The organism is Streptomyces humicola (assembly GCF_024436035.1).
Lineage (GTDB): Bacteria > Actinomycetota > Actinomycetes > Streptomycetales > Streptomycetaceae > Streptantibioticus_B > Streptantibioticus_B humicola.
This window is the reverse complement of the sequence record NZ_JANFNG010000036.1, coordinates 1-21,137: the sequence shown is the minus strand read 5'-3', so window position 1 is coordinate 21,137 and position 21,137 is coordinate 1. Positions and strand designations below refer to the sequence as shown.

Below are 21,137 nucleotides of genomic sequence, written 5' to 3'. Positions count from 1 at the left end.
ATACTCACTCACCTCATCGGGAGAGGCCATGAAGCTCACCGTGCTCGGTGCGACCGGCGGTGTCGGGCGGCAGATCGTCACACACGCCCTCGCCGACGGGGACCACGTGACCGCCGTCGTACGCGACCCGGCGCGGCTGCAGGTGAGGCACGAGCACCTGTCCGTGGTCCGTGCCGACCCGCTCGACGCGGCATCCGTCAAACCGGCGATCGACGGCGCCGACGCCGTGCTCTCCGCAATCGGGGCCCGCTCCCGGCACGACCCACTCAAGCCCGCATCCACCTCGGCGCGCGCCGCCATCCAGGCGATGGCCGCCACCGGGGTGCGCCGCATCGTCGTGGTCAGCGCCGCACCGCTGAACCGGTCGGGTGCGGGCGATGCGCCGTTCACGCGACGGGTTGTCACGCCGCTGCTGTGGGCGGTCTTCCGCGAGGTCTACACCGATCTCGAAGCGATGGAACGCGCTGTACAGGAGAGCGGGCTCGACTGGACGCTCGTACGGCCGCCGAAGCTGTGGAACAAGCCGGGGCAGGGGCGCTACCGGCATGCGATCGACGCCAGTCCGGGCGGCACGTCGATCGCGCGAGCCGATGTGGCGCGCGCCATGCTCGACTTCGTCACCGACCGGGAGACCATCGGCCACGCGGTGGGCGTCAGCCGTTGACGGGCGTTGACGGGCGCTGACGGGCGCTGACAGGCGTTGACGGGCGTTGAGGGGCCGTCCCCGCAAACTCGTTTTGGTGTGGAGGCCAGAGGCTGTTAAAGTCATCTTACCGACGCGGGGTGGAGCAGCTCGGTAGCTCGCTGGGCTCATAACCCAGAGGTCGCAGGTTCAAATCCTGTCCCCGCTACTGACCGTCCGAGGCCCGGCACCCCACAGGTGCCGGGCCTCGACGCTGTGATCGTCACGTTCGTGGTGCCGGGGAATTGTCAGTGGTCGGTGCCATGATGCCTGCAGTGCCCGATCCGGTCCCTCGTATCGGGTCGGTGCTGAGCGCCTTCGTGCGTCCGGCGGGTGCAGGGGGCTCGCCGGGCGCCGGAGGCGGCAGCTGCTTGACGCCTGATTCTCAGACTTCTCAGAAAACTCACAGATCGGCGAAAGACTGCTCTCAGTAGCGCGGCCGAAGGTAAGGGCCATGCCTGTACCTCCAACCCCAACGGCCAACGGCCGTTCAGAGCTGTCCCGTCCCGACGGATCCCCTGTCCGCGTCCTCGTCGTCGACGACGAGTCCGCTCTCGCCGAGCTGATGTCGATGGCGCTGCGCTACGAGGGCTGGGACGTCCGCACCGAATCCGACGGCAATGCCGCGTTGCGCGCCGCGGCTGAGTTCAAGCCCGACGCCGTCGTCCTCGACATCGTCCTCCCCGGCCTCGACGGCCTCGAAGTCCTCTCCCGGCTGCGGCGCGAGATACCCGACGTGCCCGTGCTCTTCCTCACCGGCAAGGACGCCGTCGAGGACCGGATCGCCGGGCTCACCGCGGGTGGCGACGACTACGTCTCCAAGCCGTTCGGCCTCGAAGAGGTGGTCGCGCGGTTGCGTGGGCTGCTGCGCCGCGCCGGGATGACGGCCGCCCGCAGCGAATCGCAGCTCGTGGTGGGTGATCTGGTGCTTGACGAGGACAGTCACGAGGTGTGCCGGGCGGGGCAGTCGATCCATCTGACGGCGACCGAGTTCGAGTTGTTGCGCTATCTGATGCGCAATCCGCGCCGGGTGCTGAGCAAGGCGCAGATCCTGGACCGGGTGTGGTCCTACGACTTCGGTGGCCAGGCCAACGTCGTCGAGCTGTACATCTCGTATCTGCGCAGGAAGATCGATGCGGGACGGGCCCCGATGATCCACACCAGGCGCGGCGCCGGCTACCTCATCAAGCCCGCAGAAACCGCCTGACAGCGGTCGAGAACGACGGAGGAGCCCCTGGGGTGCGGGGCCCTTCTCGTCGGGATAACCGTTTCGTCGGGAGGACCGTTCTCCTCAGTCTTACGGCTGTCCTCAGTCCTGCCGCGCAACCTCGGCGGGGAAACCGCCCGTCGCGACCGGCCCCCAGTGCTCGGGGGTGATCCGGACCAGCGACTTGCCCTGACGCCGCATCGCCTCTCGGTACTCATCCCAGTCGGGATGCTCCCCCGCGATATTGCGGTAGTACTCCACCAGGGGTTCCACCGATTCGGGCGGGTCGACGACCTCGGCCGGACCGTCGATCTGCACCCACGGCCCGTCCCAGTCGTCGGAGAGCACGAGCACCGACGCGCGCGGATCGCGCCGCACGTTGCGAGCCTTCGCGCGCTGCGGATACGTGGAGACCACCACCCGCCCGGAATCGTCCACGCCACAGGAGACGGGCGAGCCCTGCGGCCGCCCGTCCGCGCGCGTCGTCAGCAGGATCGCCCGGTGCCGTGGCCGGACGAACTCCAGCAACTCATCCAGGCCGACGGTCGTGTTGGTAGCGATGCGAGGCGACATGCCACGCAGCCTAGTTCCCCCGGCCTGGTTTCTGCCGGAGGCCTTCACCTCATCGGCAGCGAATCCCCCTGCACCGCCTGGATGTCGAGCTCGACGCGCAGCGTGGTGCCGATCGCGCTGATGCCCGCCTGCAGCACCTGGTTGTAGTTCATCGCGAAGTCCTCGCGCCGCAGCTCCGTGGTGGCATGGAACGCGGCCCGCACGCCGCCCCACGGATCGGGTCCCGTGCCCAGGTAGGTCAGGTCGAGGTTCACCGGCCGGGTGAGCGCGTTCATCGTCAGCTCGCCGTGCACCGTCCAGCGGTCCGGGCCGGCCGGGGAGATGCCGCCCGTGCTGCGGTAGGTGATCTCCGGGTGCTGGTCGACGTCGAGGAAGTCCGCCGAGCGCAGGTGGTCGTCGCGCATCTTGTTGCCGGTGTCGATGCTCGCCGCCGTGATCGCGGCCGTCACCGACGACTCCTCCAGCACCTCCGCGATCTCGATCCGGCCGCGGAACTCGGTGAAGTGGCCGTGCACGCTGGAGATCCCCAGGTGCTGCGCGACCGCGCCCACCGTCGAGTGGGCCGGGTCGATGGTCCAGGTCCCGGGTGGCGGCAGCTCGGCGCCGCCCTGCCGTGCCAGCACCAGGGTGCCGATGTCCGCCCGCCCGGAGGCCGGGACGATCGCCGTCGACGCGGTGGGCTGATAGCCGACCGCCGTCACGATCACGGTGTAGGCGCCGGCCGGCAGCGGGCCGGTGCGCACCACACCCTCTTCGTCGGCCGTTCCCCGTTCGACCTGGCTTCCTGTCATATCGGTGACGGTGAGCACCGCATGCTGCACCGCCCAGCCGTCCTTGGTCCGTACCCGGCCGCGCAGTCCGCCGTCGCCGTCCATGCTCATAGTCACTCCCGAATGTCTTGGTTGCGGGTCCGGCCGGACAGCTCGGGCCGTCCCTTGCCCGGCCGCCGGCCGGAACCCGCTTCCCCCCGGAACCGGCCCGTACGCCTCCGCTGTGCGCGCGGGCCAGTCGTCTGATCTGTTGTGGTTTCCTGGCGTTTGGTGAACTACTGCTGGGGGTGGCCGAGTTCCACGTCGTAGCCTTCGCCGCCGTAGGAGTCCACGGTCATCGAGGTGGCCACCGGCGGATATCCGCTGGCGATCAACGTGTAGTCGCCGGCGTCCAGATCGGTGAAGGCATAGGTGCCGTCATCCCCCGTGGTCGCCGTACCCGCCACATTCCCGGCCGCGTCGAGCAACGTGACCCGCGCGTCGTTCAGGGGACGGCGGTCCGCCCCCGCTCGCACCGTACCCTGCAGATAGGCCCCGGAGCGCAGTTCCACCTCGATCCGGGTGATTCCTGCCGCGCCGACCTCGACAGGAAGGGCCACGGGACGGTATCCGCTCGCGTTGACCGCCACCGTGAAGGTGCCCGCGGGCAGTTCGTCGAAGCTGAAGGTGCCGGCCGGGCCCGTCTTGCCGGTCGCGAGCACCTCGCCGCGCACATCGGTGACGACGACCATCGCATCGGCCACCGGAACCGCGTCGGCCAGTGCGCGCACCACACCGGCGAGCCCGCTCGTGCCGGACAGAACGATGTCGTGGGTGAGCGGCTCGTTGCCGACGACCACCGTGGTGGCCTGCGGCTGATGCCCTTCCGCGGCCGCGATCAGTACGTAGGACCCGGCGCCCGGCGAGTCGATCGCGTACGACCCGTCGTGCCTGGCCACTGCGCGCCCCAACTGCCGCCCCTGCAGCGAGATGAGGGTCACGGTGGCGGAGGCGACGGCAGTGCCGTCGGCGCCGCTCACCGAACCGTGAATGCTGATGCCGTCCATCAACTCCTCCTCAGCCAACGCGGTCGCCGCAGGTTGCTGTGCTGCTGCTGCCGCCGAGTGCGCGGGCACGCCCGCCGACTGCTGCAGCCCGCTCGCCGTCTTCAGCGGTACTTCCCTGATGAAGAGCACCAGCAGAAAGGCTATGAAGGCGAAGGGCGACGCGTACAGGAAAATGTCCGCAAGTCCGTGCCCGTACGCGACCTCGGTGATCTGGCGGATCGGTACGGGCAGCTTCGACAGATCGGGCAGATTGGCCTCGCCGCCCTGAGTCGCCGGCATCGGGATGCCGAGCGAGGCGAAGCCATCCTGCATGTAGTGCGTGATGCGGTTGGACAGCGCCGCACCGAGCGCCGCGACGCCGATGGCGCCGCCGAGGGTCCGGAAGAAGGTCACCAGGGAGCTCGCCGAGCCGAGGTCCTCGGTAGCGACCTGGTTCTGCACGGCGAGCACCAGGTTCTGCATCATCATGCCGATGCCGACACCGAGCAGCGCCGTGTAGACCGCGACCTGCCAGTACGGCGTGTCGTGGCGTATGAGTCCGAGCAGCGCCGCGCCCGCGGTGAGGAAGATGCCGCCGGCGACCAGGAACGCCTTCCAGCGCCCGGTACGGGTGATGATCTGGCCCGAGAGCGTGGAGGCGACGAAGAGACCGGCGACCATCGGGATCGTCATGACACCGGACATCGCCGGCGTCTTGTCCCGCCCCAGCTGGAAGTACTGGCTGAGGAAGTACGTGCCCGCGAACATCGCGACGCCGACGAACACACTGCTCATGGAGGTGAGCGTGATGGTGCCGTTGCGGAAGAGCCGCAGCGGGATGATCGGCTCGCGCGCCTTCGCCTCGACGAGCAGGAAGATCAGGCCGAGCACGACCGCGCCCGGGACCATGACGTAGGTCTGCCACGACAGCCACGGGTACTTGTCGCCCGCGAGCGTGACCCACACCATCAGCAGGCAAACCGCGGCCGTGACGAAGAATGCGCCCAGCCAGTCGACCTTGGTCTCGCGCTTGACCACCGGCAGGTGGATCGTCTTCTGCAGCACGACCAGCGCGATCAGCGCGAACGGCACGACGACGTAGAAGCACCAGCGCCAGCCGAGCCAGCTGGTGTCGGTGATGACGCCACCGATCAGCGGCCCGCCGACGGTGGCCACCGCAAACGTCGCACCGAGGTAGCCGCTGTAACGGCCGCGCTGGCGCGGGGAGATCATCGCGGCCATGATCACCTGCGAGAGCGCGGAGAGGCCGCCCGCGCCGATGCCCTGGACGACTCGGCAGGCGATGAGCATCCCGGCGTTCTGCGCGAAACCGGCGGTGACCGAGGCGAGGATGTAGAGCACCAGCGCCAGTTGGACCAGGAGCTTCTTGCTCACCAGGTCCGACATCTTGCCCCACAGCGGGGTGGTCGCCGTGACCGCGAGCAGCGCGGCCGTCACGATCCAGGTGTAGGCCTCCTGGCCGCCGCCGATGTCGGCGAGGATCGTGGGGAGGGCAGTGGAGACGATCGTGGACGAAAGGATCGCGACGAAAAGTCCGAGCATGAGCCCGGACAGCGCCTCCATGATCTGCCGGTGCGACATGGGTGCGGAGTGGGAGCCATGTTCCGGATCCGCTGCCGCAGCCCTCGTCGGCCGTGCGGGGGCCGGTGTGGTGGTAGCCATCGTCTTCCTCATAGTAGTTGCCTTGAGCAACCTTAGGGGAGGTTAGTTGCTACACGCAAGTGAATTGGCTCCCGGGCGGCCGCCACCGGCGCGCGGTGGCCTGTGTCGATTCGGCACAGGCCACCGCGATCGGGTCGGATCAGGTCACAACAGTGCAGGTCAGTGCAGGTCAGGCCGATGCGGCGGACAGCCTGTCGAGCTCGTCCGCGGTCAGCGTGATCTCCGCCACGGCCAGCAGCGCGGGCAGCTGTCCCACCGTTCGGGCGCTGGCGATCGGTGCCGCCACCGTGGGCTGCGCGGCGAGCCACGCGAGCGCGACGGTGGCGACCTCGGCGTCGTGTGCCGCGGCCACCTCGTCGAGCGCGGCCAGCACGCGCGGGCCGCGCTCGCTGTCCAGGTAGGACGCGGCCTTCCCGGCCCGCTCGCTCTCCACCTGGGCACCGGGACGGTACTTGCCGGTGAGGAAGCCGGAGGCGAGCGCGTAGTAGGGCACCGACGACAGGCCGTGTGCCGCGACCACGTCGGCGAGCGGGCCCTCGTACTGCGCGCGCTCCACGAGGTTGTAGTGCTGCTGCAGTGCCACGTACGAGGCGAGCCCCTCGCGCCGGGAGAGCTCGAGGGACTCGGCGAGCCGCTCGGGGCCGATGTTCGATGCGCCGATGTGCCGCACCTTGCCCTCGCGCACCAGCTCGTCCAGCGCGCCGATGAACTCCTCGACCGGGGTGGCCGGGTCGTCCCGGTGCGTGTAGTACAGGTCGATGTGGTCGGTGCGCAGCCGGCGAAGGGATTCCTCCGCGGCTCTCTTGATCGTGGCGGCCTTCAGGCCGGTGAAGTCCGGGTGCGAACCCACCTTGGTGGCGATCACGACCTGGTCGCGGTTGCCGCGTGAGGCCATCCAGTTGCCGATGATCGCTTCGGACTCGCCGCCGGAATTGCCCGGGATCCAGGCCGAGTACACATCCGCGGTGTCGATGAAGTTGCCGCCGGCCGCCGTGTAGGCGTCAAGGACGGCGAAGGATTCACGCTCGTCGGCGGTCCAGCCGAAGACGTTGCCGCCGAGCGACAGGGGGAAGACGTCGAGATCGGAATTACCAATACGTGTCACGGGCGACGAGAACACTCACGGGGTCCCTGGTATTCCGCTTCCCGACTTCGCTAGGGTCCTGCTTCATGGCTGACTACCGTCCCAATCCTGATCAGCAGCAACAGCAGAACATCGACCCCGCGGGCAGCACGCAGATGTTCCGTGCCTTCGTCGACGAGGGCACGGCGGATCGCCGGCAGCCGAGCGGGCAGGGCACGACGTACGGGCGTGCGCAGAACGAGAGCGGCTCGAAGGCGGGTGTGATCGCCGGTGTCGTGATCGCCGTGCTGGTGGTGCTCGCCGCTGCGGCTTACTTCCTGCTCGGCTGAGGTCCCCCGGAACCCCGTTCCCGGATCCCGGATCCCGGATCCCGGTCACGTTCCGCTGAGGGCCGCGCTCTCGGTGTCAAGGCGCGTGCCCAGCGGCACGCGCCAGGAGTCGAGGCAGATCTGCCACGTCCTGGTCACCCGGACGCCGCCGGCGATCGGGACCGGCACCTTCTCGGCGGTGTCGACCGTGCCCCAGTCGATGCCGAGCAGACCGATGATGTGCGTCGCGAAGGTCACCGTGCCCGAAGTGGCGGGAACCTCACCGGTGTTGGTGAAGGTGACGGTGACGTTCTGGCACCAGGGCACATCCGTCGCGGCGTCCTGTGGTGCGCTCATGGTCAGATGCGCCGGCCGTCCGCCCGAGCCCGGCGACGACGGCGCCGTCGCGGGCGCCGTGCGTGATACGCCCGCGCCGGGCGGATCGGGCGGGAGGGAGCCGGGCGGGACGGATGCGCCCGGCGTCGGCCCGGGCGCCGAGCCCGTGGCCCCGCTTCCGTCCGAGGAGGACGCCGACGATGCGGGTGATGCGGGCGACGCCGAGGAGCCACCCTGCGGCAAGGGCACCATCGTCACCTTGGCGGTCGGCGGTACGACATGGCCCGCCCCCTGCGGCGGCCCGGCGGGGCCCGCGGCCAGATAACCGCCACCGCCGCCTCCGCCCACGTCCGGCGCGGCCACCCACCAGGCCAGAGCCGCCAGACACAGTACGCCCGCCGAGGCGGCCAGAGCCCCTCGGCGGGTGACCGTGCGAACGAGTGCGCCCACCGCGCCAGTTTATTGACGTGAGGTCAGTTAGGGAACGGTTACTCGGAGGTCAGGCCTTCCCGCAATTGCGCGAGCGTGCGCGTCAACAGCCTGGAGACATGCATCTGGGAGATGCCGACCTCCTCGCCGATCTGAGACTGCGTCATATTGGCGAAGAAACGCAGCATGATGATCTGCCGTTCGCGCGGCGGGAGTTGGGCGAGCAGCGGCTTGAGCGATTCGCGGTATTCGACGCCTTCCAGCGCCGCGTCCTCGTAACCGAGCCGGTCCGCGAGCGAACCCTCCGCGCCGTCGTCCTCCGGCGGCGGCGAGTCGAGCGAGCTCGCCGTGTAGGCGTTGCCGACCGCGAGGCCGTCGACCACGTCCTCCTCGGACACTCCCAGGCAGGAGGCGAGTTCGGCGACGGTGGGCGAGCGGTCCAGGCGCTGCGACAGATCGTCGCTCGCCTTGGTGAGCGCCAGGCGCAACTCCTGCAGGCGGCGCGGCACACGCACCGACCACGAGGTGTCCCGGAAGAAGCGCTTGATCTCACCGACGACGGTGGGCATGGCGAAGGTCGGGAACTCGACGCCGCGGTTGCAGTCGAACCGGTCGATCGCCTTGATCAGCCCGATGGTGCCGACCTGGACGATGTCTTCCATCGGTTCGTTGCGACTGCGGAAGCGCGCGGCCGCGTACCGGACCAGCGGGAGGTTGAGTTCGATGAGCGTGTCACGTACGTAACTCCGCTCGGCGCTGTCCTGTGGAAGCTCTGCGAGCCTTAGGAACAACGAGCGGGAGAGCGTACGGGTGTTGATGGCTTCGCCGCCGACGGCGTCGAGCGGCGCCTCGGGCTGAAGCACCTTCGCACTGCCCACTTCTACGGACATGCCACCCCCTTGAGGTCGCGGACGGATCGCGAGCGCCGCCTGAGCGACGGTTCCTCCACCTGAATACCGGAGGCCGGGCCGCCACAAACGCGGTTCAAGCAGAATGTCACATGTCGGCAACACGCTGTAGCGCCAAGTCGACTTATTTGCACCGAGGCTACGGTCGCCCATTAGCCCGTTTCAGCTATGATTCGAGCTGATTTGCGGATCTCAATCGGGCGAAGCTGCGCGACAGCAGTCGGGACACATGCATCTGCGACACGCCGAGTTCCGCACTGATCTGCGACTGTGTCAGGTTGCCGAAGTAACGGAGCAGCAGAATCCGCCGCTCCCGCTCGGGCAACTGGACGAGCAGATGCCGCACCAGATCGCGGTGCTCGACACCGGCCAGCGCCGGGTCCTCATATCCGAGGCGGTCGAGCAGGCCTGGGGCGCCGTCGCCCTCCTGGGCGGCTTCGAGCGAGGTGGCGTGATAGGCGCGGCCGGCCTCCAGACACGCCAGGACCTCGTCCTCGGTGAGCTTGAGCCGTCCCGCGATCTCGGCCGTCGAAGGGGAGCGGCCGTGCATCACCGTGAGGTCCTCGATCGCACCGCTGACCTGCACCCACAGCTCATGGAGCCGGCGCGGGACGTGGACGGTGCGCACGTTGTCCCTGAAGTAACGTTTGATCTCACCGACGACGGTCGGCATCGCAAAGGTGGGGAACTGCACCCCGCGCGCGGGGTCGAAGCGGTCGATCGCGTTGATCAGCCCGATGGTGCCGACCTGGACCACGTCCTCCATCGGCTCGTTGCGGCTGCGGAAGCGGGCCGCGGCGTAGCGCACCAGGGGCAGGTTGATCTCGATGAGGGCGGCGCGTACGCGCGTGTGTTCGGGAGTGCCGGGTTCGAGTCCCGACAGCTCCTCGAAGAGCACCTGGGTCAGCGCCCGCGCGTCGGCGGCTCTGCGGCTGCGGGGTGAGCCATCGGGGTCGGGGTGATCGGGGTGGTTGGGGTGCTCCGGTGGCGGGTCGTGCGGATCGTGCCGGTCGTGTGGATCGTGGGGATCGGGTACGTCACGTGGCTCGCGGCCCTCGGCGCGCTCGGCGGGCCCGGTCGGCGCGGTGCTCTCGGCGGGCAGTTTCGATGAGGGCGCAGTACGAGCCGGCACGGGCACACACCACCCCTCGTCAGTCCACGCAGCGTTCCAGCCGACCGGCAAAAGCGGTCATAGCATCACAAGACATGTCCACTGTGTGCAAGCACCGTAAAGCGCCGTGTTGGTGGACAGTTGGGTGATTCTTAAGCCTTTGTTGAAGCCACGCGCGAAGCGACGAGCCCCTGCCGGAACGGCGGGGGCTCGGATGCTCTAGATGTCCCGGCGACCACTCAGATTTCGTAGTCGGCGATCACCCAGGTGGCGAATTCCTTCCACAGCGCGACGCCCGCCTGATGGGCGGGGTGCTCGATGTAGCGGCGGAGTGCCTCGGTGTCGGCCACGGTGCAGTTGATGGCGTAGTCGTACGCGATCGGACGGTCGGTGATGTTCCAGGCGCACTCCCACGAGGCGAGCTCGGGGATCCGCTCACCCAGCGCCTCGAACGCCGAGACCCCGGCGGCCACCTTGGGGTCGTCACGATCGACGCCCTCGTTCAGCTTGAACAGGACCAGGTGGCGGATCATGCGGCGGGGCTCCTCGGGACTCGTTATTTCACCAGCTGGGTCATGAACTGGCCGACGGCCTTCGCGGCGATCGAAATCCCTTCGAACCCTACCTGGACCAGCTGCGCGGCCCGGTCCGGGGAGGTGACGATCGTGTACAGCACGAAGATGACGATCACGTAGGTCGCGATCTTCCTCGCCTGAGCCATTCCCCTGCCCTGCCTCCCCGGCGGCGTTATCCGTCGCACGGTCGCGCGTGCTCACGTCCAAGTGTTCGGCGGGTGAGTCTATCGACCGAATGGGTGACGCCAAGGATGACGACGCCGTGGATGCCAGGCTCTCACAACCTCTTACGACCTCTTTAAGGGCCGAGGTTCCCCCCGGGGCCCTTCGCCGGGCCCGCGGGGCGCCGGCGGCGTGCAGGATGGATGACGAACCCGGCGGTCTGGCAGGAATCCGGCGCGTTGGAATCAGGACCGTGATCAAAGGTCCCGACCGCGATCCTCTCTCCCTGACTGCGGCTCGGGCGCAATGGTCCTCTTCTCATCAGGGGAGCGGTATGTCCCCCGTTGCCGCTCCCCCTGGCCCATTTCTCCGCCCTTCCCGGGCTCCTCTCCTCGTCCCGTCCCCGCGCCGCGTCCGGCGGCATTGTATGCCTTGACATGCATATAACTGGCGAGGCATGCTTCCTGTGTGGTCATGGCCGCGGGCGCACTGGACGCCACTCAGATCATCGAAGTGCTCGCCGAGCCGAACCGCCGACGCATCCTCGATCTGCTGCGGGACGGCGAGCGGCCGGTCGGCGAGCTCGTCGACCGGCTGGGGCTGACCCAGCCCGCCGTCTCCAAGCACCTGCGCGTGCTCCGTGACGCCGGGCTCGTGGAGGTCAGACCCGAGGCGCAGCGGCGCCTGTACCGGATATGCCCGGAACCGCTGGCCGGGCTCGACGCCTGGCTCGCGCCGTACCGCGCGCTGTGGAGTGCGCGCCTCGACCGGCTCGAACGCCACCTGGAAGAGACCGCCGAGACCGCCGAGACCGCCGAGACCGCGGACGACGACAAGAACGACACGAACGAGGAGAGGGCGGTCCCGTGAACCATCCCGTCAACGGCCCCACCGCGCCCGTCGAAGCCACTGTGCACGCGGAGGGCACCCGCCCGGTGATCCGCTTCGAGCGAGTGCTGTCGAGGCCGCCACAGGCGGTCTGGCGCGCCATCACCGACCGCGAGGAGCTGAAGGCGTGGTTCCCGTGCGACGTCATCCCTGAGGCATGGCGGCCCGGCGCAAAGATCACCTTCCCGTTCCGCGACAACGAGGGCCCGACGCTCACCGGGACGGTCCTCGACGTCGACGAGCCCCGGCTCCTCTCCTACACCTGGGGAGAGGAAACGCTTCGCTTCGAGCTGACCCCGGAGCCCGACGGCGGTACGCGCCTGGTCTTCACCGACGAGCTCGACCGGAAGTTCGCCGCACGCAATGCGGCCGGCTGGCAGATCTGCCTCGACGCGCTGACCGGCGGCACCTCCGCCGCCGACGCGTGGAAGGGGTTCTTCGACCGCTACGTCGCCGCATTCGAACCGGCTCTCGGCCCGCAAGTGGGGCCGCCCGCAGGTCACGAGCAGCAGGGATGAGCGGTTGCCGAGCCGCCGCCGTCGATCCGGTACGTAACGCTCGTGTCGTTGTTCCACCTCACGTGCACGCTGTTGCCGTCGTAGGCATCGCCCGGCCGCAGCGCGCCCAGCAGCGTGCCCAGCTTTGTACCCCCTCGCTCGCCGGACAGCAGGTAGGCGCGCCCGGCCGAGACGATGGCCTCGCCCGCCGCGCCGAGGCCGTACTTCGGCGGCTCCCTGAACGGGGCGGCGTTCGCGCCGATGGCCTGCGACAGGCTGTTCGTGGGCTTCGCCGCCCGCACCGTGGTGGCGGGAACGGCGACGCATGCCACTGCGAGCGTGGCGGAGATGACGACCTGACAGGCTCTGGCCGGCAGAGTGACACTCGTCCCGGGCGTTGCCCGGCCTCCTGCGGCGCGGGAGCAGGCCGCGGCAGCCGCCACCGCGCCGTCGACCAGCACGACCGCACGGACCGGGCCGCGCAGTCCTGTCCTCGCATCCATCAACCCCACCGTCCCCAGCGCCGTTCAGGCGGAGGGCTGTGCCTGGTGGCAAGCCCTCAAGGATGATTACGCGCTCTGCGCGGGGGATGTTCGGGGCCGGGGCCGGCGCTCAAGCATGCTCCCCGTCCGTGATCTGCCCATGCGCAGCAGCACGCGCCCTTCGGGGTAGCCGGCCACGTGTCCGGGCAACTCGGCCGGGCGGCCGCTGTGGATGACCGCCAGACTGCCGGAGGGCTCGGCCGCCGGGGCAGGCCGGGCGCCGAGCCTTCGCAGCGCCTGGGCGGCGACGGCCTCGGCGGATCCGTAGAGCACGGCGCCCGGGGCGACGGCGGCGCGGATCCGGTCGGCGACGAGCCCGTAGTGCGTGCACCCGAGGACAACTCCCCTTACGCCGGGCGGCGTCAGGGCGGCGGCGGCCTTGACGGCCGTGTCGATGGCGGGGTCATCGACCGCGTCGACGGCATCGGCGAGGCCGGGGCAGGGCACCTCGGTGACGTCGGCGCCGCCCGCGAAGTCGGCGATCAGTCCGCGCTGGTAGGGGCTGCCGGTGGTGGCCGGAGTCGCCCAGACCGCGACCGGCCCGCCCGCGGCGGCGGCCGGTTTGACCGCAGGCACGGTGCCGATGACCGGGATGTCCGGCTCCAGCTCGGCCCGAAGGGCGGCCAGGGCGTGCACGGACGCGGTGTTGCAGGCCACGACCATGGCGTCCGGCGCGTGGTCGACGGCCGCCCGGGCACAGGCCAGCGCGCGAGCCGTGATGTCCTCCGGGGCGCGCGGCCCCCACGGGATGCCGTCCGGGTCGCAGGACAGGACGAGGTCGGCGTCCGGCCGCAGCCGGTGCAGGACGGCCGCCGTCGCGAGCAGCCCGACACTGGAGTCGATCAAGCCAATCTTCACCCGCATCTCCTCTGCGTCCATGTGGCCCATGCGGCCCACGGGCCCGTGCAGCCCATGCGGCCCACGCGGCCCATGTGCCTCAAAAGCCGTTGACGGCGAGTCTGTACAGTGATTGGCCCACTTGGCATGGCCAATCCAGGGAGAGTGGTATGGCGGAGAGGAACTCCGGGCGGACGCTGGGGAGCCGGCAGCTCGCCGCCATGCTGCCCGCCCCGGCGGGAGCTCGGCCCGCCTACCGTCACTTGGCCCAGGCGATCAGCACGCTGATCCTGGACGGACGGATCGCACTGCACGTCAGACTCCCCGCCGAGCGGGAGCTGGCCACCGCCCTGGACATCAGCAGGGCCACCGTTACTGCCGTGTACGACCTGCTGCGCGAGAGTGGCTACGCGCACAGCCGCCAGGGCTCCGGTACGTGGACCGCCCTGCCACAGGGCCGCACACCCAGCGGCATCACCCGGCTCCTCGGCCCCCAGGACACCGCGATCGACCTGGCCAGAGCCGCCCCCGTGCTGCCGGAACAGCTACTCGCCGACGCTCTCGCCCAGATCGCCCCTCAGCTGTGCGAGCACGCGCACACCCCCGGCTACCACCCCTACGGCCTGCCGGAACTGCGGGCCGCCGTCGCCGATCGTTTCAGCCGGCGGGGTCTGGCCACCGTGCCCGAACAGATCCTGGTGACCTCCGGCGCCCAGCACGCGCTCACGCTGGTCATGGGGCTGCTGTGCTCACCCGGCGACCGGGTCATGGTGGAGAATCCGTCCTACCCGAATGCTCTGGATGCCATGCGCCGTGCCCGCCTTCGCACCGTGTCCGTCCCAGTGACCGACACCGGCTGGGACATCGAGATCACCGAATCGACCCTGCGTCAGGTTGTGCCCCAACTTTCCTACCTGATCCCGGACTTCCACAACCCGACCGGTTGTCTCATGCCCGACGAGGAGCGCGCCCGCATCGTGCGCGCCGCTCAGCGATCCGGCACCTGGCTGGTCGTCGACGAGACCTTGGCCGACCTCGCCCTCGACGTTCCCACCGCGCCGCCCTTCGCCTCGCACGCCACGCCCGGTGGGAGCGGGCAGGTCATCACCATCGGCTCGATGAGCAAGACTCACTGGGGCGGCTTGCGCATCGGCTGGCTGCGCGCCCCCTCCCGGCTGGTGACCGAACTCGCCGGCCAGCGGGTCGCCACCGACATGGGCGGCTCGGTCCTGGACCAGCTCCTCGCCCTCGACCTCCTGGGGCGGGCACGGGAGTTGCTGCCGACCCGCCTGGCGCACCTGCACGAGCAGCGCGCTGCCCTCGCCGAGGCCCTGGCCGGCCACATCCCGCAGTGGACGTGGCACCTGCCGGCCGGCGGTCTGTCGCTCTGGGTCGACCTGGGCGAGCCCATCGCCTCAGCGCTGGCCGAACGGGCGCTGGAATACGGGGTGCGGATCGAGAGCGGTTCCCGCTTCGCCACTGACCCGGGCATCTTCGAACAGCGCCTCCGTATCCCCTACACAACCCCGCCCGACACCCTGCGCGAGGCCGTCCACCGCATGGCCACGGCGCTCGCCGACGGCCTCCCGCTCCCGTCCGCAACCCGACGACCGCACTGGATCGCCTGACAGCCCCGAACCCTGGACCCCGGACCCCGGGCGCCCGCTTTTCTGCGCCATCGACTATGCGCTGCGCCGTCCGGCCAGCACGTGCTCAGTGGGCGCGCCGGTGTCGTCGTTACCACCGCCGTCCGTCCGGGCGGACCCTGAGCCTGCGGCGGTCAGGTGCCGGTCAGGTGCCGAGTGCGTGCCCTGTCGTCGCGTCGACGTGGTCCGGGATCTCGTCATGGCGGTCGCCGACCGTCGGCGTGCCGGTGGGCTCGAAGAGGAGGATCGCGGCGCCGGTGGGAGCGTACGGCTTGTGCTCCGTGCCCCGGGGGACGGTGAAGACCGCACCCCGCGGGAGGCGGACGGTGCGTTCCCCGGTGGGCTCGCGCAGCCCGATATGCAGTTCCCCGTCGAGAACCAGGAAGAACTCGTCGGTGTGGTCGTGGACGTGCCAGAGGTGTTCGCCCCCGACTTTGGCGATGCGGACGTCGTAATCGTTGACGCGGGTGACGATACGGGGGCTCCACAAGGCATCGAAAGAGGCCAGAGCCGTGCTGAGGTCGACGGGGTCATTGCTCATGCGCTCATGATCCCGGTGGCGCGGTCTCGCCGGGAGCGCTAGGAATCGCATATGGCGCAAGAATCCTCGCACGCGGGTCGCAGGGCGGGCCGGCACCGTGTCGTCGTGATCGTTGACGAGAACTCCAACCCTTTCGAACTCGGCTGCGCGACTGAGGTCTTCGGCCTGCGCAGGCCCGAGATCGGCCGTGACCTCTACGACTTCACGCTCTGCTCGCCCGAGCCGTGCACCCCGATGCGGGACGGGTTCTTCACGCTCACGTCGGTCGCCGGCCTGGAAGCGGCCGACTCGGCGGACACCGTGATCGTGCCCAACCGCCCTGACGTCGACGTCCCACGCCGCCCGGCCGTACTCGATGCGATCCGCAGGGCGCACGCGCGCGGCGCACGCCTGGTCGGCTTCTGCAGCGGCGCGTTCACCCTCGCCGAGGCAGGCGTCCTCGACGGCCGCCGGGCCACCGCCCACTGGCAGTGGGCCGACTCCTTCCGGACCCGCTTTCCCTCCGTCCGGCTCGAAGCAGACGTGCTGTTCGTCGACGACGGCGACATCCTCACCGCCGGGGGCAGCGCCGCCGCCCTAGACCTCGGGCTGCACATCGTCCGTCGCGACCACGGAGCCGAGATCGCCAACTCCGTGAGCCGACGGCTGGTCTTCGCAGCCCACCGGGACGGCGGACAGCGGCAGTTCATCGAGCGCCCGGTGCCCGACCCGCTGGACGAATCCCTCGCGCCCGTCCTCACTTGGGCCCAGGAACGGCTGGACTCACCGCTGACGGTCGCCGACCTGGCGGCACGCGCCGCGGTCAGCCCGGCGACGCTGCACCGCCGCTTCCGGGCGCAACTTGGCACGACTCCGCTGGCGTGGCTGACGAGCCAACGCCTCGCCCTCGCATGCCGTTTGATCGAACGGGGCGAGTCGCGCTTCGACGTCGTAGCCCACCGCAGCGGACTCGGCACCGCCACCAACCTGCGCGCGCTGATGCGCCGCGAGACGGGACTCACTCCCTCGGCGTACCGGCACCGGTTCGGGTGACCGTCCCGACCGCGCTCCGGTCGGCCGTTCCGGGGCAGCGGCTGCTGATCGCTCAGGCGCTGGTCCGCAGGCCCGAACTGCTGTTGCTGGATGAGCCGTTGGACAGCCTGGGCCTGCCCAATCAGGCCGCCGTCGCGGCGCTGATCGGCCGGATCTGCCATCAGGAGAAAGTGGCGGTGGTGATGGTCGCGCACGACGTGAATCCGATCCTGCACCATCTCGACCGGGTGGTGTATCTCGCGGAGGGCGGCGCGGCTGCCGGGACCCCGGCCGAGGTCATCACCTCCGAGACGCTGACCCGGCTGTACGGCACGCCGATCGAGGTGCTGACCACATCCGACGGGCGGTTGGTGGTCGTGGGCTCGCCGGAGGCTCCCGCCCTGCACACGGACCGGCACGCCACGTCCGGAGCCTCAGCCGCGGGAGGTGACCATGCTGCTGGCTGACACCGCCGTCTCATCGGGCTGGTCGTGGAACCTGGTCACGGACCTGACGCAGATGTGGGCGTACCCGTTCATGGTCAGCGCCTTCCGCGCGGGGGCGATCATCGCCGTGGTGTCGGCGGCTGTCGGCTGGTTCGTGGTGCTGCGCAGGCAGACGTTCGCCGGGCACACTCTCTCGGCGGTGGCGTTCCCTGGTGCGGCCGGAGCCACCCTGCTCGGGGTCGGCGCGGTGTACGGGTACTTCACCGTGTGCGTGGCTGCCGCGCTGGTCATCGCCGCCGCACGCAAGGTGCCGGTGCGGCTGCTCGGTTACACCTTTCTCGCCGTCGCCGGGGTCTGCGCCGCAGAGGCCACCCAGGCCGTCGGCTCGCTGCTGCTGCTCGGCCTGCTCGCCGCTCCGGGGGGCGCGGCGAGCAGGCTGACCGACCGCCCGTACCGGGCGCTCGCACTGCTGAAGTCGTTGATCGACACCGGTGGATCCGTCAGCGCCCAAGCGCTGTACACACTGGCGGCGGACGGTTCACAAGTCGGCCTGAGCACGGTGTACCGCACCCTGACCGCGCTTGCCGAAGCCGGCCGCGCCGACGTCGTACGCGACCGCAATGGTGAGAGGCTCTTCCGCTACCGGCCGGGCGCCGACCACCGCCACTACCTGCTCTGCACGGCGTGCGGGCTCAGCCTGCCCGTGGACTCCGCACCCGTGGAGGAATGGGCCGACCGGATCGCCCGCACCTCCGGATTCGCCGGCGTCCGGCACACCGTCGAACTCGCCGGAATCTGCCCGGAATGCGACCGCACCCGGACCCCGCAGCGGCCGGACGATCCGGAGCCCAACTGACCTGGCACCCAACTGACCTGGCGCCCAACTGGCAGCGCCAAGCCTGAGCGAGGACGCTCCCGCCGGGTCAGCGGGTGCGGGTGCTGCCCGGGATGCCGAGGCGCACGTGCTCGATGTGCTGCACGGCTTGGTCGATGAGCTGGGCGACGTGGTCGTCGTGGAGGCGGTAGACGATGCGGCGGCCCTGGCGCTCGCCGGTGACCAGACCGAGAGTGCGCAGAATGCGCAGCTGGTGGGAGACGGCGGACTGCTCCATGCCGATGGCGGCGGCGAGTTCGCAGACCGGGTGCGGCACGTGCCGCAGCGTGGTGAGGATCAGCAGGCGGGACGGGGTGGCGAGGGCCTGCAGCGTTGTGGCGACGGCGGCGGCGGTGGCGGAGTCCATGCGCAGGGCCGGCGCGGTGGCCGCTGAACCGGGTGCCGCTGAACCGGGTGCCGCTGAACCGGGTGCCGCGGCCCGGTCAGGTTCGGTGTCACGCGCGTGCACGACCGCGCCCGCGTGCTCCTCTGCGCTCCTCGCCGGGCGGGCGAACCACCTGCAGTTCGAGGGCCGGCGGGGGTTCGGCGATGCCGGGGCCGCCGTCGGTGGCCCAGCGCACGATGTCGTCGGTGCAGGCATCCCCCATGGCCCAGCCGATCCAGACAGCCCGCCCGCCGCGGCGACGTCCTTCGGAGGACGGCAGCACCACGACGACGTTGGCCTGGCCGCAGGGGCCGAGGCAGTCGGTGGTACGGACGGCGACGCTGCCGCCGGATTCGGCGGCAGCAACCCTCAGCCGCTCCAACTGCCCCTCGTGGTCGGCCCTGGGGTGCTTGCGCGCGTTGCCGCAGCAGCACCCCCGGCACACGACCAGCGTGCACGGCCGGTCGCGGGCGGCGCCGACCACCGTGCGGCCCAGGGTGGTCGTCAAAGGGTGGTCCGCGAGGGCAGGTGGTGGGCCTGTACGCGCCCGTCGCGGTGGGCGGCGATCAGCAGATGTGGACCGGCCCAGGCCAGCGCCGCCACCGCCGTCTCACCGTCACCGTTCAGCGTGCGGGCCGGACGCAGCCGCCCCTCTGGCCGTCCGGAGGTGGCCCGCCACAACGCGACCGTCCCGTCGTCCCCGCCGCTGGCGAGGTGGCCGGTGGGGCCGGGCCGCCAGGCGAGTGCGGTGATGGTCTCGTGGCCGCGCAGTGAGCGCGGCGCGGTGCCGGCCGGGCCCTTGCCGGAGAAGTCCCAGACCGTCACGTCGGGGGCGCCGTCGGCGGCGAGCCAGAAGCCGGTGTCGTCGAAGGCGAGACGGGAGACCTTCTCCGGGTAGCCGGACATGGTCAGTTCGTCGGCGTCGCGGGTGCGCCAGATGTGGATGGAGGCGTCCTGGTTGCCGCTGCAGATCCACCGGTCGGTGGGGGCGACGGCGAGCGCCAGGTGCGAGCCGATGTAGGGGTAGGTCGCCACGGGTGCGGCCTGGTGCCGTTCGTGGCAGCGCACCGCACCGTACGCGGCGACGGCCAGCCGCCGCCCGCCGCGCATCCAGGCCAGGTCGGTGACCGTGCTCGCCGCCGGTTCCGTCTGCCACAACTCCTCACCGTCCGCGGTGAGGACGAGCGCACGGCGGCCGCAGGCGACGGCGACGCGCTCGCCGTCCGCCCATCGGGCGGCCGACGACCAGGAACCGGTTTCGACCGTCGTCGCGCGGCCGTCCATCCTGCGCCACAGCGCATATCCGGCTGGGCCGGTTGCGGCGAGGTGCCGGGCGTCGGGGGCGAGGGCCACGTCCAACAGCCCGCCGGGCAGCTCGAACGACTCGGTGGTGGTGCCGGTGGCGACATCGAGGATCCACAGCGTGCCGTCGGCGCCCGCGACGGCGACGAGGTCACCCTGTGCGCTGAGCGCGACGGGGGCATCGTCGACAACGGTCTCCCAGACGGTGCCGGAATCGGCGTCGACCGCGGTGTCTGCTGCGGCAGTTGGCGCCTTGCTGCTCATACGACGGCCCCCGCGGTGGTCAGGCAGTCGGCGAAGCCGCGTTCCAGCGCGGCGCGGTCGAGGTTGCGGCCGATGAAGACCAGGCGGTTGCGGCGGGTCTCGCCCTCGCCCCAGTCGCGGCCGAACTCCCCGTCCAGCAGCATGTGCACGCCCTGGAAGACGTACTGCTTGGCCTCGCCGGCGATGGCGAGGATTCCCTTGGAACGGAAGATGTCCACGCCCTTGGTCCGCAGCAGGTTGCCCAGCCAGGCGTTGAGCCGGGCCTCGTCGAGCTCGCCGGCCAGGTCGATGCCGACGGAGGTGACGGAGGTGTCGTGCTGGTGCTCCGTCTCGGTGAGGAACTGCGGGTCGTCCTTGAGGACGCGGTCCAGGTCGAATGCCCCCACGTCCAGCACCTGGTGGAGTTCGACGTCGGCGTGACGGGCGGGAATGACCTGGACGGCGGCATTGATCGCGCGGATACGGGAGACGACTTCGGCGATGGTGGACTCGCCCACGAGGTCGGTCTTGTTGAGCACGATCCGGTCGGCGAAGGCGATCTGCTCGACGGCCTCGTTCTCCACGCCCTCGGGCTTGGTCTCATCCAGGTGCTGCAGGATGTGGGCGGCGTCGACGAGGGTGACGATGGCGTCCAGCCTCAGTTGGGCGGCGATTTCGTCGTCCATGAAGAAGGTCTGGGCGACGGGCGCTGGGTCGGCGAGCCCGGTGGTCTCGATGAGTACGTGGTCGAATTTCTCGCGTCGCCGCATCAACGCACCCAGGATGCGGATGAGGTCGCCTCGTACGGTGCAGCAGATGCAGCCGTTGTTCATCTCGAAGATCTCTTCTTCGGCGTCGAGGACGAGAGCGTCGTCGATGCCGACCTCGCCGAACTCGTTCTCGATGACGGCGATCCGCAGGCCGTGCTGCTCGGTGAGGATGCGGTTGAGCAGGGTCGTCTTGCCCGAGCCCAGGAACCCGGTCAGCACGGTGACGGGAACGCGATCGTCCACGGCCTCCACGGCCTCCACGGCCTCCACGGCCTCCACGGCCTCCACGGCCTCCACGGCCT

25 protein-coding genes and 1 tRNA gene are annotated in these 21,137 nt (G+C 70.2%); 10 read left to right on the top strand and 16 right to left on the bottom strand.

The window, feature by feature from the left end; all coding sequences use genetic code 11:
* Nucleotides 1–28: 28 nt before the first annotated feature.
* From NGB36_RS29070 to NGB36_RS29060, 3 genes are all read left to right on the top strand, one after another.
* Nucleotides 29–664: an NAD(P)-dependent oxidoreductase gene (locus NGB36_RS29070; RefSeq protein WP_255923554.1), complete on the top strand. Its 636-nt coding sequence runs from the start codon at nucleotides 29–31 to the stop codon at nucleotides 662–664.
* A 113-nt stretch (nucleotides 665–777) separates the two neighbouring features.
* Nucleotides 778–851 (top strand) — tRNA-Met (locus NGB36_RS29065).
* Nucleotides 852–1,136: 285 nt separating this feature from the next.
* Nucleotides 1,137–1,889: a response regulator transcription factor gene (locus NGB36_RS29060; RefSeq protein ID WP_269470701.1), complete on the top strand. Its 753-nt coding sequence runs from the start codon at nucleotides 1,137–1,139 to the stop codon at nucleotides 1,887–1,889.
* 102 nt (nucleotides 1,890–1,991) lie between these two features.
* Here the strand turns inward: NGB36_RS29060 and NGB36_RS29055 are convergent, their stop codons facing one another.
* The 4 genes from NGB36_RS29055 to NGB36_RS29040 all read right to left on the bottom strand — a co-directional run bounded on the left by NGB36_RS29055 (nucleotide 1,992) and on the right by NGB36_RS29040 (nucleotide 7,045).
* Nucleotides 1,992–2,462 carry a PPOX class F420-dependent oxidoreductase gene (locus NGB36_RS29055; RefSeq protein ID WP_255923553.1) on the bottom strand — a complete coding sequence of 157 codons (471 nt, stop codon included), beginning with the start codon at nucleotides 2,460–2,462 and terminating at the stop codon, nucleotides 1,992–1,994.
* A gap of 44 nt (nucleotides 2,463–2,506) precedes the next feature.
* Nucleotides 2,507–3,343, bottom strand: coding sequence for a YceI family protein (locus NGB36_RS29050; RefSeq protein ID WP_255923552.1), 837 nt, complete (start codon nucleotides 3,341–3,343; stop codon nucleotides 2,507–2,509).
* A gap of 164 nt (nucleotides 3,344–3,507) precedes the next feature.
* Entirely contained in the window at nucleotides 3,508–5,859 is a 2,352-nt protein-coding gene (locus NGB36_RS29045; protein WP_255923551.1) for an MFS transporter, read from the bottom strand.
* Between the two features lie 250 nt (nucleotides 5,860–6,109).
* Nucleotides 6,110–7,045 (bottom strand): aldo/keto reductase, encoded by a 936-nt coding sequence (locus NGB36_RS29040; protein WP_255923550.1) that lies wholly within the window; start codon nucleotides 7,043–7,045, stop codon nucleotides 6,110–6,112.
* Between the two features lie 65 nt (nucleotides 7,046–7,110).
* Here NGB36_RS29040 and NGB36_RS29035 point away from each other — a divergent pair, with 65 nt between their 5' ends.
* Nucleotides 7,111–7,353, top strand: a complete 243-nt coding sequence (locus tag NGB36_RS29035) for a hypothetical protein (RefSeq protein ID WP_255923549.1) — start codon at nucleotides 7,111–7,113, stop codon at nucleotides 7,351–7,353.
* A gap of 45 nt (nucleotides 7,354–7,398) precedes the next feature.
* On the opposite strand, the gene NGB36_RS29030 is transcribed toward NGB36_RS29035, so the two are convergent.
* The 5 genes from NGB36_RS29030 to NGB36_RS29010 form a co-directional block, all read right to left on the bottom strand.
* Nucleotides 7,399–8,118 carry a hypothetical protein gene (locus tag NGB36_RS29030; RefSeq protein WP_255923548.1) on the bottom strand — a complete coding sequence of 240 codons (720 nt, stop codon included), beginning with the start codon at nucleotides 8,116–8,118 and terminating at the stop codon, nucleotides 7,399–7,401.
* A gap of 38 nt (nucleotides 8,119–8,156) precedes the next feature.
* Nucleotides 8,157–8,987, bottom strand: coding sequence for an RNA polymerase sigma factor SigF (locus tag NGB36_RS29025; RefSeq protein ID WP_255923547.1), 831 nt, complete (start codon nucleotides 8,985–8,987; stop codon nucleotides 8,157–8,159).
* A 184-nt stretch (nucleotides 8,988–9,171) separates the two neighbouring features.
* On the bottom strand, nucleotides 9,172–10,143 hold the full coding sequence (locus NGB36_RS29020; protein WP_255923545.1) for an RNA polymerase sigma factor SigF: 972 nt from the start codon (nucleotides 10,141–10,143) through the stop codon (nucleotides 9,172–9,174).
* 212 nt (nucleotides 10,144–10,355) lie between these two features.
* Nucleotides 10,356–10,649, bottom strand: a complete 294-nt coding sequence (locus tag NGB36_RS29015; RefSeq protein ID WP_255923544.1) for a Dabb family protein — start codon at nucleotides 10,647–10,649, stop codon at nucleotides 10,356–10,358.
* Nucleotides 10,650–10,672: 23 nt separating this feature from the next.
* Nucleotides 10,673–10,837, bottom strand: coding sequence for a hypothetical protein (locus NGB36_RS29010; RefSeq protein ID WP_255923543.1), 165 nt, complete (start codon nucleotides 10,835–10,837; stop codon nucleotides 10,673–10,675).
* A 490-nt stretch (nucleotides 10,838–11,327) separates the two neighbouring features.
* On the opposite strand from NGB36_RS29010, the gene NGB36_RS29005 reads away from it, so the two are divergent.
* Together NGB36_RS29005 and NGB36_RS29000 are read left to right on the top strand one after the other, a co-directional pair.
* Nucleotides 11,328–11,723 carry an ArsR/SmtB family transcription factor gene (locus tag NGB36_RS29005; RefSeq protein ID WP_255923589.1) on the top strand — a complete coding sequence of 132 codons (396 nt, stop codon included), beginning with the start codon at nucleotides 11,328–11,330 and terminating at the stop codon, nucleotides 11,721–11,723.
* Nucleotides 11,720–12,259, top strand: coding sequence for an SRPBCC family protein (locus NGB36_RS29000; protein WP_255923542.1), 540 nt, complete (start codon nucleotides 11,720–11,722; stop codon nucleotides 12,257–12,259). The genes NGB36_RS29005 and NGB36_RS29000 overlap by 4 nt, the downstream gene beginning before the upstream one ends.
* Here NGB36_RS29000 and NGB36_RS28995 read toward each other — a convergent pair.
* Together NGB36_RS28995 and NGB36_RS28990 are read right to left on the bottom strand one after the other, a co-directional pair.
* Nucleotides 12,241–12,741: a hypothetical protein gene (locus tag NGB36_RS28995; protein WP_255923541.1), complete on the bottom strand. Its 501-nt coding sequence runs from the start codon at nucleotides 12,739–12,741 to the stop codon at nucleotides 12,241–12,243. The two genes, NGB36_RS29000 and NGB36_RS28995, sit on opposite strands and share 19 nt — an antisense overlap.
* A gap of 66 nt (nucleotides 12,742–12,807) precedes the next feature.
* Complete coding sequence (locus NGB36_RS28990; RefSeq protein ID WP_255923540.1) at nucleotides 12,808–13,638, bottom strand: glutamate racemase; 831 nt, start codon at nucleotides 13,636–13,638, stop codon at nucleotides 12,808–12,810.
* Nucleotides 13,639–13,787: 149 nt separating this feature from the next.
* Between NGB36_RS28990 and yczR the strand changes: the two genes are divergently transcribed.
* Entirely contained in the window at nucleotides 13,788–15,245 is a 1,458-nt protein-coding gene (yczR, locus tag NGB36_RS28985) for a MocR-like transcription factor YczR (RefSeq protein WP_255923539.1), read from the top strand.
* Nucleotides 15,246–15,408: 163 nt separating this feature from the next.
* Here the strand turns inward: yczR and NGB36_RS28980 are convergent, their stop codons facing one another.
* The gene (locus tag NGB36_RS28980) at nucleotides 15,409–15,804 is read right to left on the bottom strand and encodes a cupin domain-containing protein (RefSeq protein ID WP_255923538.1); all 396 of its coding nucleotides are present in this window, start codon (nucleotides 15,802–15,804) and stop codon (nucleotides 15,409–15,411) included.
* 51 nt (nucleotides 15,805–15,855) lie between these two features.
* On the opposite strand from NGB36_RS28980, the gene NGB36_RS28975 reads away from it, so the two are divergent.
* Genes NGB36_RS28975 through NGB36_RS28965 form a run of 3 tightly spaced genes read left to right on the top strand, consistent with a single transcriptional unit; the run spans nucleotide 15,856 to nucleotide 18,117 of the window.
* On the top strand, nucleotides 15,856–16,836 hold the full coding sequence (locus tag NGB36_RS28975) for a GlxA family transcriptional regulator (protein WP_255923537.1): 981 nt from the start codon (nucleotides 15,856–15,858) through the stop codon (nucleotides 16,834–16,836).
* On the top strand, nucleotides 16,833–17,282 hold the full coding sequence (locus tag NGB36_RS28970) for an ATP-binding cassette domain-containing protein (RefSeq protein ID WP_255923536.1): 450 nt from the start codon (nucleotides 16,833–16,835) through the stop codon (nucleotides 17,280–17,282). The genes NGB36_RS28975 and NGB36_RS28970 overlap by 4 nt, the downstream gene beginning before the upstream one ends.
* On the top strand, nucleotides 17,269–18,117 hold the full coding sequence (locus NGB36_RS28965) for a metal ABC transporter permease (protein ID WP_255923535.1): 849 nt from the start codon (nucleotides 17,269–17,271) through the stop codon (nucleotides 18,115–18,117). Before NGB36_RS28970 ends, NGB36_RS28965 begins: the two co-directional genes overlap by 14 nt.
* 67 nt (nucleotides 18,118–18,184) lie before the next feature.
* Here the strand turns inward: NGB36_RS28965 and NGB36_RS28960 are convergent, their stop codons facing one another.
* The 4 genes from NGB36_RS28960 to NGB36_RS28945 all read right to left on the bottom strand — a co-directional run bounded on the left by NGB36_RS28960 (nucleotide 18,185) and on the right by NGB36_RS28945 (nucleotide 21,132).
* A complete protein-coding gene (locus NGB36_RS28960; RefSeq protein ID WP_255923534.1) occupies nucleotides 18,185–18,502 on the bottom strand; it encodes an ArsR/SmtB family transcription factor in 318 nt (105 codons plus the stop codon).
* An 88-nt stretch (nucleotides 18,503–18,590) separates the two neighbouring features.
* The gene (locus NGB36_RS28955; RefSeq protein WP_255923533.1) at nucleotides 18,591–19,028 is read right to left on the bottom strand and encodes a (2Fe-2S) ferredoxin domain-containing protein; all 438 of its coding nucleotides are present in this window, start codon (nucleotides 19,026–19,028) and stop codon (nucleotides 18,591–18,593) included.
* The gene (locus NGB36_RS28950) at nucleotides 19,025–20,086 is read right to left on the bottom strand and encodes a WD40 repeat domain-containing protein (protein ID WP_255923532.1); all 1,062 of its coding nucleotides are present in this window, start codon (nucleotides 20,084–20,086) and stop codon (nucleotides 19,025–19,027) included. Before NGB36_RS28950 ends, NGB36_RS28955 begins: the two co-directional genes overlap by 4 nt.
* Nucleotides 20,083–21,132 (bottom strand): CobW family GTP-binding protein, encoded by a 1,050-nt coding sequence (locus tag NGB36_RS28945; protein ID WP_255923588.1) that lies wholly within the window; start codon nucleotides 21,130–21,132, stop codon nucleotides 20,083–20,085. Before NGB36_RS28945 ends, NGB36_RS28950 begins: the two co-directional genes overlap by 4 nt.
* Between the last annotated feature and the right edge of the window lie 5 nt (nucleotides 21,133–21,137).

What these genes read in the sequence shown, in the direction of transcription:
- NGB36_RS29070 (WP_255923554.1), top strand. Translation starts at nt 29, where the DNA reads ATGAAGCTCACCGTGCTCGGTGCGACCGGCGGTGTCGGGCGGCAGATC.
- NGB36_RS29060 (WP_269470701.1), top strand. Translation starts at nt 1,137, where the DNA reads ATGCCTGTACCTCCAACCCCAACGGCCAACGGCCGTTCAGAGCTGTCC.
- NGB36_RS29055 (WP_255923553.1), bottom strand. Translation starts at nt 2,462, where the DNA reads ATGTCGCCTCGCATCGCTACCAACACGACCGTCGGCCTGGATGAGTTG.
- NGB36_RS29050 (WP_255923552.1), bottom strand. Translation starts at nt 3,343, where the DNA reads ATGAGCATGGACGGCGACGGCGGACTGCGCGGCCGGGTACGGACCAAG.
- NGB36_RS29045 (WP_255923551.1), bottom strand. Translation starts at nt 5,859, where the DNA reads ATGTCGCACCGGCAGATCATGGAGGCGCTGTCCGGGCTCATGCTCGGA.
- NGB36_RS29035 (WP_255923549.1), top strand. Translation starts at nt 7,111, where the DNA reads ATGGCTGACTACCGTCCCAATCCTGATCAGCAGCAACAGCAGAACATC.
- NGB36_RS29025 (WP_255923547.1), bottom strand. Translation starts at nt 8,987, where the DNA reads ATGTCCGTAGAAGTGGGCAGTGCGAAGGTGCTTCAGCCCGAGGCGCCG.
- NGB36_RS29015 (WP_255923544.1), bottom strand. Translation starts at nt 10,649, where the DNA reads ATGATCCGCCACCTGGTCCTGTTCAAGCTGAACGAGGGCGTCGATCGT.
- NGB36_RS29010 (WP_255923543.1), bottom strand. Translation starts at nt 10,837, where the DNA reads ATGGCTCAGGCGAGGAAGATCGCGACCTACGTGATCGTCATCTTCGTG.
- NGB36_RS29005 (WP_255923589.1), top strand. Translation starts at nt 11,328, where the DNA reads ATGGCCGCGGGCGCACTGGACGCCACTCAGATCATCGAAGTGCTCGCC.
- NGB36_RS28995 (WP_255923541.1), bottom strand. Translation starts at nt 12,741, where the DNA reads ATGGATGCGAGGACAGGACTGCGCGGCCCGGTCCGTGCGGTCGTGCTG.
- yczR (WP_255923539.1), top strand. Translation starts at nt 13,788, where the DNA reads ATGGCGGAGAGGAACTCCGGGCGGACGCTGGGGAGCCGGCAGCTCGCC.
- NGB36_RS28980 (WP_255923538.1), bottom strand. Translation starts at nt 15,804, where the DNA reads ATGAGCAATGACCCCGTCGACCTCAGCACGGCTCTGGCCTCTTTCGAT.
- NGB36_RS28975 (WP_255923537.1), top strand. Translation starts at nt 15,856, where the DNA reads ATGGCGCAAGAATCCTCGCACGCGGGTCGCAGGGCGGGCCGGCACCGT.
- NGB36_RS28965 (WP_255923535.1), top strand. Translation starts at nt 17,269, where the DNA reads ATGCTGCTGGCTGACACCGCCGTCTCATCGGGCTGGTCGTGGAACCTG.
- NGB36_RS28960 (WP_255923534.1), bottom strand. Translation starts at nt 18,502, where the DNA reads ATGGACTCCGCCACCGCCGCCGCCGTCGCCACAACGCTGCAGGCCCTC.
- NGB36_RS28950 (WP_255923532.1), bottom strand. Translation starts at nt 20,086, where the DNA reads ATGAGCAGCAAGGCGCCAACTGCCGCAGCAGACACCGCGGTCGACGCC.